The sequence below is a fragment of the Kumtagia sp. genome, from assembly GCF_059502445.1.
The window spans coordinates 1-11,082 of sequence record NZ_JCACER010000109.1 but is presented as its reverse complement, the minus strand read 5'-3'; the positions used below and the strand labels follow the sequence as shown (position 1 = coordinate 11,082).

The following is an 11,082-nucleotide window of genomic DNA, read 5'->3' as shown; positions in this document are numbered from 1 at the left end:
GCGAGGGCGGCCGCACCGTCGGTGCCGGCGTCGTCGTGTCGATCACTGAATAAGACGACACGAAAAAGGAAGCTCGGCCGGGGCGCTCTCGCGCCCCGGCCGGCGTTTTAAGCAGCCGGGGGCGCTTTAGGCATGAAGCTCAGGGACATGATGACGCTCGCCTTCGGCTCCGAGCAGAACAAGCGGGTCGTCTGGAAGCGGCAGTTGAAGCGAGCTGCCCTGCGCTACGGCTTCTATCACTATACCGCGCATATGGTCTGGAAGGACCAGCCGTTCTTCGCAAGCGCGCGCGAGCGGGCCAATGGAATCGCCGGCATTCCCGACCCGCGCTGCTTCGTGCTGCAGAGTTGTTTGCGCTCGATCGGCGGCCTCGAAGGCGATGTGGCCGAGTGCGGCGTCCGCCAGGGGCGCTCGGCTCTGTTCATGCTGACCGCCGATCTCCGCAAGCGCGATTATCATCTCTTCGATTCCTTTGCCGGACTTTCCGAACCAAGCTTGGAAGATCGGAACGAGAAGGGTGATCTCAGTTGGGCCGCCGGCGACCTGCGCACTGACGAGGCTGTGGCGCGTAAGCATCTCGCCGACTTCGATAACGTTCGCTTTCATGTCGGCTGGATACCGGACACGCTATCGGCGGTGGCCGACCGCAGCTTTGCCTTGGTTCATATCGATGTCGACCTCTACGAGCCGACACGCGATGCGCTCGACTTCTTCTACGGGCGGACGAAGCAGGGCGGCCTGATCGTCTGCGACGATTACGGATCCGCCAAATGTCCGGGGGCCCGCAAGGCTTTTGACGAGTTCTTCGCCGAACGTCCGGAGGGGGTGATCGAAATCCCGACAGGCCAGGCGATCGTCGTCAAGCAGTAGCTCGGCTCGTCTGTCGGGATCGACAGGTCACGATTTGCCGGCGTCGTCGTGAGGATCTTAGGCTTCCGCAAGCGTCGATCTGGAGGCCGAGTTTTCACGGACCCGCCCTTTCTGTTTCTGGGATGACAAGGTAGAGTCCTCCTTCAGCTAGTGGCAATCGGGGCGTCTGCTCGGCAAATCCGAGCGCTTCCCACAAGCCTTGGGGATCGAGATGTCTGACGCTGCACTTTTGCCGTTTCCGGCGCCTGCGGTTGATTCCAAGGCAGAGCTTCAATGGCAGAGGACGCTTGGGTTCCATCGCAACTGGGCGCAGCAGAGAGGTCTTCTCGGCCGGCCATGGTTCGTGCTCGGTTCCGCGCCGTCTCCTACCATCCCAGATCGCCTGCCCGAGAACACTGCCTACGTCTATGTGAAATATGCGGGGCATTCGGCGAAAAGGCGCGGACTCCCGGACGCCGATCTGACGCTTCTCCTGACCAAGACCGAACCACAGCAGATTGCCGGGCTCAAGTCGAGCAACACTTTGATGATGGGAAGAGCCTTTCCCTTGAGCGCCAAATTGAAGCGGCTCATCGGCTACTCCCGGTCCAACCAGGCCGAACTGTATCGCGTGGAGCGTGACCAGTTCATCGTCCGCGCGCTCGGTTCGCTTTTTTCCGGAATTGGCGAGGAGAAGCGTCCATCCAACGGCATCAGCCTTCTCGCCTACGGGCTGGCGCTCGGCGTGCCCCAGATCATCGTGGCCGGCATGTCGCTCGAGTCGAACGGTCATGACTACAACGGGGTGGGCAAGAAGCGCCGTCATGTCGCCGAGGACCGCGCGGCTCTTAAAGAGATCGCTGCGACCTATCCCTTCGTTTCGACGACTGAAGAGAATCTGAACCGTCTCACCGGCCTACCCCTTTACGACGGATAGGAGCATCAGCCAGGTCGATAAAGCGGAAGCCCTGTCGCTTCGTGGACGCTTTGTTCGGTCGTGGAAACGTCGGGAAAGCGTTCGGCCATGACAGTAAGTGCGGCACGATCCTCTGATCGTCGGATCGGACGCGGAGCCGAGAAAGAAAGAACCAGGTTCGCCCAAGATGCTTGTGGCGTTCAAGCCAGCTGTGGTGATGGATGAAGGCATCATCGTAGGTTGCGGCGACGGCGGAAAAAACCTGCGTCCAGCTATTTCGCCGCATTCTTGCGAGCGTTCCCCCTCCGAGTGGCATGTTCCGCGAGATCGGGTCGCCGCCGCGCGACTTCGCTTTCAATCAGGCTGGCAATGCGCCGAGATTCGTGAGGCGGCTCGTAATCATACCCTTCGAGCGTGCCGTTGAATGGTCTTGTGAGCTTGAGCGTCTCGCTCATGTCGCGATGGAACCATTCGAATTTATCGAGACGGGCGCCGGGGTTTTTGGCCAGATCGAAAACATAAGTCGGTCGCCCCGTGGCCAGCGCCTCGCACGTCATGGTGATCGAATCTTTGGTCACAAGGAATGCGTCGGCCGCTGCGAGAAAGTCGCGAAATGGGTTCTCGCCCTGGCGATCCCAGACGACAATTCTGTCGCTGCGCAAAGAGAGGAGCCGGTCGAGCAGATCGGCACGCGAGCGGCGGGAGGTGGAGGCGAGCACGGTCCAGCCATTGGCGGCCAGTTGTTTGACCGTCTCGATCAGGCGATCGATCGTCGCGTCGTCGTAGAGATAGGCTCGGTTCGCCCCGCCGGCGAGCACGGTAACGACCTTGTCGCCCTTGGAAACCCAGCGCTTGCGCGCCTGCTCGCGGAGCCGGTCGACGATTTGGTGGTCGATCTGATGGGGCACGCCGACCATCTCATGCCAGTTCGTGTGACGCGCCTTCTCATCGCTCCAGTCGTGGCGCGAGATGAACGCCATGTCGAAGACCCCGGTATATTCCGGTTGTGGCGTCGCGAGGTGGACAGTGAAAGGTTTTACCTTGCAGGCCGCGACGATCGCTTCAACATGCGAGTTCGCAACACCGCCGCAGGAGACGACGAGCTGGGGCTCGGGCACTTTCAGACGACGATAGGGAGAAAAGATGCCCCGCCGCCATGCCGGAAGCTCGCGCTTGACCACGACCTGATACGGCTTTGGATCGATCAGGCGCGCCACACCCAGGCACTGCGTCAAGGTGCCTGCCTTGGCTTCGCTTACTGTCCACACGCGCATCTTTGCACCACTATTTACAAGCAGCGCGTCAACAAACGCAACCTGCGATGAACCGGCGGTCAGCATCAATCGGCCGATCTGGAATTCCACAATTTGAGCCCTGCGTCGCTGGCCAGATCTTGCTCGGTCGTGAACAGCTCTGCCCGCGAACGCAGCCGCTCGAGGATGAACGCGTCCTCCTCGACCTGCCGGCGCGGGCGGCCCTGCTGATCGTAGGAGTGGCCGACCTTGGAAAGCGAGATGCCCGCGACCACGACCTCAGGCACGCCCATGAGCATCGCGTAGCAGATCATGGCCACCCCGTTGGTGACCTTGCCCAGATCTCCAACTGCCCGGACGGAGACGCCGGCCACATGGGTGACGATAGCGTCGCGCTCGGGCCGCTTCAGGGACATGAGGCTGCCGATGTGGTCGTAAGGCTTGCCGATCAGTTGCAGCCGGAGAAGGGCGGGCGGCCAAGTATGCATCCATAAGAGCCCGCGAGTGTCGATATGAGGATGTTCCTCCCAGGATTTCTTTCGCGCACGCACCGTCAGGTCGGCCCGCCCGAGACCCAGGGCGGCGGCCGTGCGTCCGGCATTGTTGATGTCTATGCGGGCGTGGCTATGCGCGATTTCTGCAGGGATCGTGGGGTTGGGCGCAGATCCGTGAATTAGCCAAGGCTTATGTCGAATGCCGAGTTCGTCCAGCCACTGCATGTGTCGCGCGGCGATTCGTTCCAGGTCCCTGCTGACAATTGCCGGGGTAGGTTCAGCACTCATTCGCCTGTCTCCCGCACCGAATCGTCCGCCAAGGCGCATTGCGGTTGGCCGCGGCCTTCTGCCTCACGAGGAATCCTTACGGCTCAACCACCCGCGAGACGTTGGCGAGATCAGGAAACCTCTGCAAAACTTCTCGGCGGGCGTTCTTGTAGCGGTCCGAGTCTTTCCCGCGCCAAGCTTGCGCTGTCCAGATAACGGAGTCGTTGGCGAAATCGAAGTCGATGAATTTTTTCGGCATATCTTTGACCATCAAATTTGTGCGTCTTGATGTTGCAATCATTAGATAATGAAAGACGATCTGATCGATATGATAGCTCGGGCGTAGCCTCAAAACCGACGCCAGTGCGCGCGACAAGTTTGCAGCGAAGCGGACGCCTTCAGGTGTCGGATTAAGTCCGATTGCGCCTGCCAATATCTTGCGCCAGGGCTTCTCTTGTTCGGGTCGCCTGGTTACCAGAACATCGGCGTCCCGGCGCACCGGTTCATAAGCAGGCCATATTTTTTGAATAGCAATGCCGTCAATGTCGATACAGAGCACCGGGGCGCCGGCCGCTTCGATGACAGCCGGAGCTATTAAAAAGCGGGAAGCGGCGTAATATATGGTTTTATACGGCAGGCCTTCGGCGAGATTGCAGTCGTCGACTGTCCAAGTCAGCGACACGTACCGCAGCGATCTCGACATTTGTTCGATATGGGTGACTGCTTGCAGCGATGGCGCGCATAGATGGAGATGTAGCCGCTGAGCGATCTCAAGCAGTTCCATCGACAGCACGAGAGTGATAGCGAAATGCTTGTAATAGTAGTCGTCGCATGCCGCGACGATCACGCCGCCCTCGCCCGGTTGGGGTAGGGTGCCTGAAACTCCGCGCTTGAAGCGCTCCAATTCGTTAAAGCGAGCTGAGGACGTCAAGGACCTCCGCACTCGGTTCGCTATCAGGAAGCGGGCGAACAACGAATGGCGCTTCCTTTTGATGACAGCGGGTCTTCCCTCGCTCTCGCTCGTGTCCAAAGGTTCCCTTCCAATTATCGCGGCCGGCAACCGCAACATGGCGTCTGCTAACATAATTCGCGCTTCCGGCAACCGAAATCTAACAGGGACAGTCGATAGAGCGCTTCGCAAAGCTGTTGTCCCATGACCAGAATGCAACAGCGAACCTATTGCAAAATTGCCGAGAGCGAACTATCGGTTCGCTCCATTAGGGGTATAGCTCAGTTGGTAGAGCGGCGGTCTCCAAAACCGCAGGTCGCAGGTTCGAGCCCTGCTGCCCCTGCCACCGATGGCGGTTGCGCCGAATCGGCCGCCAAAACGCCGGCCATCTTGCAAGAGCGTCGCGTTTCGGGCATAACGGCCACATAGCCGGAACGGGACGACTGGATGGTTCCGATGCGGCGTTTGGTGAGAGAGCCGAAGCTTGCCACTTGCGTGGAGCGGGAATCGGCTCTATGTAGACAGACGGGCACGCGACGCGTGGAGCTGGGAAGCTGGCTGTACGCGTCTAAATTGCGTGGGTGAAAACGAGGCGCTGATTTGGTGCCGACGTCACCGCCCGGGATCGATTTCTCCCGGCAACGGGAACATCCAGGAGATCCGAACCAACGGATCTCTCGAGACAGAGCGGCAGATGGCATCGAAGATCACCAATCCATTCATCTTCCTTCAGCAGGTGAGGTCCGAGACGGCGAAGGTGACCTGGCCGTCGCGGCGCGAGACCCTGATTTCGACCGTGATGGTCGTGATCTTCGCCATCATCGCGATGATCTTCTTTTTCGCTGCCGACCAGTTGATGGCCCTGGGCATCGATCTGATCCTCGGCCTCGGCCGCTGATACCTGCGTATACGGAGAATTTTTGATGGCGGCGCGCTGGTACATCGTCCATGCCTATTCGAACTTCGAGAAGAAGGTCGCCGAGGACATCGAGAACAAGGCCAAGCAGAAGGGCCTGAGCGACAAGATCGAGCAGATCGTGGTGCCGACCGAGAAGGTCGTCGAGGTGCGCCGCGGCAAGAAGGTGGATGCCGAGCGCAAATTCTTCCCGGGCTACGTGCTGCTCAAGGCCGAGCTCACCGATCCGGTGATCAGCCTCGTCAAGAACACGCCGCGCGTCACCGGCTTCCTGGGTGAGGACAAGCATACGGCCAAGCCGATGCACATCACCGACAAGGAGGCCGAGCGCATCCTGCACCAGGTTCAGGAGGGCGTGGAGCGGCCGAAGCCTTCGGTCATCTTCGAGGTTGGAGAGCAGGTGCGCGTCTCCGACGGGCCGTTCGCGTCCTTCAACGGTTTTGTCCAGGAAGTGGATGCCGAGCGGGCGCGACTCAAGGTGGAAGTGTCGATCTTCGGGCGCGCCGTGCCCGTCGATCTGGAATTCGGTCAGGTCGAGAAGGGCTGACCGGAGATGCCCCGCTAGAGGCGGGGCGGCGAGGGCGGCAGCGCTCCTCGTTCGCGGTGGGAGGAAAGGCGGCATTAGCCGGCCGTGGCTTCCGCACCACCAGACTGCAAACCGCCGGCGATGGCCGGCATGAAACAGAGGCAGGAAAGAGATGGCTAAGAAAGTAGCGGGCCAGCTCAAGCTCCAGGTTGCCGCGGGTTCTGCGACTCCGTCGCCCCCGATCGGCCCGGCGCTTGGTCAGCGCGGCATCAACATCATGGAATTCTGCAAGGCGTTCAACGCCCAGACGCAGGAGCTCGAGAAGGGTTCGCCCATTCCGGTGGTGATCACCTATTACCAGGACAAGTCGTTCACCTTCGTCATGAAGACGCCGCCGGTGAGCTACTTCCTGAAGAAGGCCGCCAATCTCAAGTCGGGTTCCAAGGAGCCGGGCAAGGTCAAGGCCGGCCAGATCAGCCGCGACAAGGTGCGCGAGATCGCGGCCGCCAAGATGAAGGATCTCAACGCCAACGATGTGGAAGCCGCCATGCGCATGGTCGAAGGCTCCGCCCGTTCGATGGGCCTGGAAGTGGTGGGCTGAGACGATGGCAAAGGTAGCAAAGCGCGTTGCGAAGTCCCGCGAGGGCCTCGACCGCAACAAGGCATACGCTCTCAATGAAGCGATCAAGCTGCTGAAGGAGCGTTCCGCGGTGAAGTTCGACGAGACCGTCGAGGTCTCGCTCAATCTCGGCGTCGATCCGCGCCACGCCGACCAGATGGTGCGCGGCGTCGTCAACCTGCCGAACGGCACCGGCCGCACGGTGCGCGTCGCCGTCTTCGCCAAGGGCGCCAAGGCCGACGAGGCCAAGGCCGCCGGCGCCGATATCGTCGGTGCGGAGGATCTGGTCGAGATCGTGCAGAAGGGCACGATCGACTTCGACCGCTGCATCGCCACGCCGGACATGATGCCGCTGGTCGGCCGTCTGGGCAAGGTGCTCGGCCCGCGTGGCATGATGCCGAACCCCAAGGTCGGCACCGTAACCGTCGACGTCGCGGCGGCGGTCAAGGCCTCCAAGGGCGGCGCCGTCGAGTTCCGCGTCGAGAAGGCGGGCATCGTGCATGCCGGCGTCGGCAAGGTGTCCTTCGACGTGGCTGCACTTGAAGAGAACGTGCGGGCCCTGGCGGACGCCGTCAACAAGGCCAAGCCGACGGGCGCCAAGGGCGTCTACATGAAGAAGATGTCGGTGAGCTCCACCATGGGGCCCGGCCTCAAGGTCGATCTGGCGAGCCTCAGCGCCGCCTGATCCTTTGCGTGAAGGCCGGGCCGCAAAGGCCCAGCCTTCCGACGAATTCCGGGCCGCACGCCGGCCCGGATACTGGAAGCAGAAGATCGCTTCCGGACTATCCTGTCCGAGATTGCAGGCGGCTCAGCCTTAATTCGTTTGGGCCTGCATGAGACGGGTGACGACCGGACAAACGGGTCTTGCAAGACCCTGATGGAAGGTTCGAACCGTGTGTGCCTTTTGTCCGCGTGCCGGCCGGCTTCGGCCCGTCGGCTTGGCGAAAGGGGGCAGGATCCTCGAGCGTCGTTCGGGTGATTCAGAAATTGGACGCCCGCCCGGCAAAAGGCAACCGACCAAGCCCGAAAGGGTGAGGTCAACTGGAGATAGGCAGTGGATAGAGCGGAAAAACGCGAGCTCGTCACGGGTCTGAACGACGCTTTCAAGAGCGCCGGCTCGGTCGTCGTGGCCCACTATGCCGGTATCACCGTTGCGCAGATGAACGATCTTCGTGGGAAGATGCGATCTGCCGGCGGCACCGTCAAAGTCGCGAAGAACCGCCTCGCCAAAATCGCTCTTCAGGGCACGGAATCCGAGAGCATCATCGATCTGTTCAAGGGACAGACGCTGATCGCTTACTCGGCAGATCCGGTTGCGGCACCGAAGGTCGCCTCCGATTTCGCCAAGGGGAATGACAGACTGGTCATTCTCGGCGGCGCGATGGGGAAGACCGCTCTCGATGCGGACGGCGTCAAGGCTCTGGCCTCGCTGCCCTCGCTCGACGAGCTCAGGGCCAGGCTGGTTGGCATGATCGCCACGCCGGCAACCCGGATCGCCCAGGTCGTCAATGCACCCGCGGCTTCGGTCGCGCGCGTCATCGGCGCCTATGCCCGGAAGGACGAAGCGGCGTGAGGCCGTTCCTCGCTATCACCAACACCTGTTCGAACTTTCAAAAGGAACTGAAAAATGGCTGATCTCACCAAGATCGTAGACGACCTCTCGAGCCTGACCGTGCTCGAGGCCGCCGAGCTGTCGAAGCTGCTCGAGGAGAAGTGGGGCGTTTCCGCCGCTGCCCCGGTCGCCGTGGCCGCTGCCGGCGGTGGCGCTGCCGCCGCTGCCGCTCCGGTCGAGGAGAAGACCGAGTTCGACGTCATCCTCACCGATGCCGGCGCACAGAAGATCAACGTGATCAAGGAAGTGCGTGCGATCACCGGTCTCGGCCTCAAGGAGGCCAAGGACCTGGTCGAGGGCGCTCCGAAGCCGGTCAAGGAAGGCGCCAACAAGGCCGACGCCGACAAGATCAAGGCGCAGCTGGAAGCTGCCGGCGCCAAGGTCGAGCTGAAGTAAGTGCATGGTTGCCGGCGGACGGGCATCCGTCCGCCGGTCCCCATGACAGGGGCATGCGTTCGAAAACCTCTTTCCTGAAGGCCGCAAGCGGCTTTCAGGAAACGGGTTTTCACCCGTTTTAGGACTGACCGCGGACTTTGCGGTCACGAGATGCAAGGCAGGCCGGCAGGCCGGCCCCAAGCGAGCAAGGAGCGACGATGGCCCAGACCGCGACATTCAATGGCCGCAGGCGCGTACGCAAGTTCTTCGGGAACATCCCCGAGGTTGCGGAGATGCCGAACCTGATCGAGGTGCAGAAGGCATCCTACGACCAGTTCCTCATGGTCGACGAGCCGAAGGGCGGGCGTGCCGACGAGGGCTTGCAGGCCGTTTTCAAGTCGGTCTTCCCGATCTCCGATTTTTCCGGCTCCTCGATGCTCGAATTCGTCAAGTACGAGTTCGAGGCGCCGAAGTTCGACGTCGACGAGTGCCGGCAGCGCGATCTCACCTATGCCGCGCCGCTGAAGGTGACGCTGCGCCTGATCGTGTTCGATATCGACGAGGACACCGGCGCCAAGTCGATCAAGGACATCAAGGAGCAGGATGTGTACATGGGCGACATGCCGCTCATGACGCTGAACGGCACCTTCATCATCAACGGCACCGAGCGCGTCATCGTCTCGCAGATGCACCGCTCGCCGGGCGTCTTCTTCGATCATGACAAGGGCAAGTCGCACTCGTCCGGCAAGCTGCTGTTCGCAGCGCGCGTCATCCCCTATCGTGGCTCCTGGCTCGACATCGAGTTCGACAGCAAGGATGTCGTGCACGCCCGCATCGACCGCCGCCGCAAGATCCCCGTCACCAGCCTGCTGATGGCGCTGGGCATGGACGGTGAGGAGATCCTGTCGACCTTCTACAACAAGATCATCTACAAGCGTGCCGGCGACCACTGGCGCATTCCCTACAATGTCGAGCGCTTCCGCGGCCTGAAGGCGGTCAACGACCTGGTCGACGCCGATACCGGCGAGGTCGTCGTCGAAGCCGGCAAGAAGATCACCGCGCGCCAGGCCCGCCAGCTCGCCGACAAGGGCCTGAAGGCCATCAAGGCGACCGACGAGGACGTTCTCGGCAGCTACCTGGCCGAGGACATCGTCAACTTCCAGACCGGCGAGATCTATCTCGAGGCCGGCGACGAGATCGACGAGAAGACGCTGAAGGTGCTGCTGTCGACCGGCGATGAGGAATTCTCCATCCTCGACATCGATCACATCAACATCGGCGGCTACATCCGCAACACGCTCGCCGTCGACAAGAACGAGAGCCGCCAGGACGCGCTGTTCGACATCTACCGCGTCATGCGCCCGGGCGAGCCGCCGACGCTGGAGACGGCCGAGGCGATGTTCAACTCGCTGTTCTTCGACGCCGACCGCTACGACCTGTCGGCCGTCGGCCGCGTCAAGATGAACATGCGCCTCGACCTCGACGCCGAGGACACCGTGCGCGTGCTGCGCAAGGAGGACATCATCGCGGTGGTGCGCACGCTGGTCGAGCTGCGCGACGGCAAGGGCGAGATCGACGACATCGACAACCTCGGCAACCGCCGCGTGCGTTCGGTCGGCGAGTTGATGGAGAACCAGTACCGCGTCGGTCTGCTCCGCATGGAGCGGGCGATCAAGGAGCGCATGTCCTCGATCGAGATCGATACGGTCATGCCGCAGGACCTGATCAACGCCAAGCCGGCGGCTGCGGCCGTGCGCGAGTTCTTCGGCTCCTCGCAGCTCTCGCAGTTCATGGACCAGACCAACCCGCTGTCGGAGATCACCCATAAGCGCCGCCTGTCGGCGCTCGGGCCGGGCGGCCTGACCCGCGAGCGCGCCGGCTTCGAGGTGCGCGACGTGCACCCGACGCATTACGGCCGCATCTGCCCGATCGAGACGCCGGAAGGCCCGAACATCGGCCTGATCAACAGCCTGGCGACGTTTGCCCGCGTCAACAAATACGGCTTCATCGAAAGCCCGTACCGCAAGATCGTCGACGGCACGCTGACCAACGACGTCGTCTATCTGTCGGCGATGGAGGAAGCAAAGCACTTCGTCGCGCAGGCCAACGCCGAATTGGACAAGCAGGGTCGCTTCGTCGACGAGTTCGTCATCTGCCGGCATGCCGGCGAGGTGATGATGGCGCCGCGCGAGAACGTCGACCTGATGGACGTGTCGCCCAAGCAGATGGTGTCGGTCGCCGCCGCGCTCATCCCGTTCCTCGAGAACGACGACGCCAACCGCGCCCTGATGGGCTCGAACATGCAG

General features: G+C 61.9%; 12 protein-coding genes and 1 tRNA gene. 10 read left to right on the top strand and 3 right to left on the bottom strand.

Translation table 11 applies throughout. From position 1 onward, the window contains the following. Positions 1-147: 147 nt before the first annotated feature. Together AC5JDC_RS29015 and AC5JDC_RS29010 are read left to right on the top strand one after the other, a co-directional pair. Positions 148-870 (top strand): TylF/MycF/NovP-related O-methyltransferase, encoded by a 723-nt coding sequence (locus AC5JDC_RS29015; RefSeq protein ID WP_495846995.1) that lies wholly within the window; start codon positions 148-150, stop codon positions 868-870. A 211-nt stretch (positions 871-1,081) separates the two neighbouring features. Then, positions 1,082-1,786: a hypothetical protein gene (locus AC5JDC_RS29010; protein WP_495846993.1), complete on the top strand. Its 705-nt coding sequence runs from the start codon at positions 1,082-1,084 to the stop codon at positions 1,784-1,786. A 251-nt stretch (positions 1,787-2,037) separates the two neighbouring features. Here AC5JDC_RS29010 and AC5JDC_RS29005 read toward each other — a convergent pair whose 3' ends face one another. The 3 genes from AC5JDC_RS29005 to AC5JDC_RS28995 form a co-directional block, all read right to left on the bottom strand. Further along, entirely contained in the window at positions 2,038-3,129 is a 1,092-nt protein-coding gene (locus AC5JDC_RS29005; protein WP_495846991.1) for an ELM1/GtrOC1 family putative glycosyltransferase, read from the bottom strand. Further along, complete coding sequence (locus tag AC5JDC_RS29000; RefSeq protein WP_495846989.1) at positions 3,105-3,800, bottom strand: hypothetical protein; 696 nt, start codon at positions 3,798-3,800, stop codon at positions 3,105-3,107. Before AC5JDC_RS29000 ends, AC5JDC_RS29005 begins: the two co-directional genes overlap by 25 nt. A gap of 76 nt (positions 3,801-3,876) precedes the next feature. Then, on the bottom strand, positions 3,877-4,710 hold the full coding sequence (locus tag AC5JDC_RS28995) for a hypothetical protein (protein WP_495846987.1): 834 nt from the start codon (positions 4,708-4,710) through the stop codon (positions 3,877-3,879). Positions 4,711-4,998: 288 nt separating this feature from the next. Between AC5JDC_RS28995 and AC5JDC_RS28990 the strand changes: the two genes are divergently transcribed. From AC5JDC_RS28990 to rpoB, 8 genes are all read left to right on the top strand, one after another. Further along, a tRNA-Trp gene (locus AC5JDC_RS28990) sits at positions 4,999-5,074 on the top strand. A 348-nt stretch (positions 5,075-5,422) separates the two neighbouring features. After that, positions 5,423-5,626, top strand: coding sequence for a preprotein translocase subunit SecE (gene secE, locus AC5JDC_RS28985; protein WP_495846985.1), 204 nt, complete (start codon positions 5,423-5,425; stop codon positions 5,624-5,626). A gap of 25 nt (positions 5,627-5,651) precedes the next feature. Then, complete coding sequence (nusG, locus tag AC5JDC_RS28980) at positions 5,652-6,191, top strand: transcription termination/antitermination protein NusG (RefSeq protein WP_106775391.1); 540 nt, start codon at positions 5,652-5,654, stop codon at positions 6,189-6,191. Positions 6,192-6,342: 151 nt separating this feature from the next. After that, positions 6,343-6,771 carry a 50S ribosomal protein L11 gene (rplK, locus tag AC5JDC_RS28975; RefSeq protein WP_106775392.1) on the top strand — a complete coding sequence of 143 codons (429 nt, stop codon included), beginning with the start codon at positions 6,343-6,345 and terminating at the stop codon, positions 6,769-6,771. A 4-nt stretch (positions 6,772-6,775) separates the two neighbouring features. Further along, the gene (rplA, locus tag AC5JDC_RS28970; protein WP_495846982.1) at positions 6,776-7,474 is read left to right on the top strand and encodes a 50S ribosomal protein L1; all 699 of its coding nucleotides are present in this window, start codon (positions 6,776-6,778) and stop codon (positions 7,472-7,474) included. Positions 7,475-7,843: 369 nt separating this feature from the next. Further along, positions 7,844-8,362 carry a 50S ribosomal protein L10 gene (gene rplJ / locus AC5JDC_RS28965; RefSeq protein ID WP_106775394.1) on the top strand — a complete coding sequence of 173 codons (519 nt, stop codon included), beginning with the start codon at positions 7,844-7,846 and terminating at the stop codon, positions 8,360-8,362. Between the two features lie 54 nt (positions 8,363-8,416). Beyond that, entirely contained in the window at positions 8,417-8,797 is a 381-nt protein-coding gene (gene rplL, locus AC5JDC_RS28960) for a 50S ribosomal protein L7/L12 (RefSeq protein WP_495846980.1), read from the top strand. A gap of 197 nt (positions 8,798-8,994) precedes the next feature. Continuing rightward, positions 8,995-11,082 (top strand): DNA-directed RNA polymerase subunit beta (gene rpoB / locus AC5JDC_RS28955; RefSeq protein ID WP_495846978.1); only part of this gene is annotated, 2,088 nt, incomplete at its 3' end.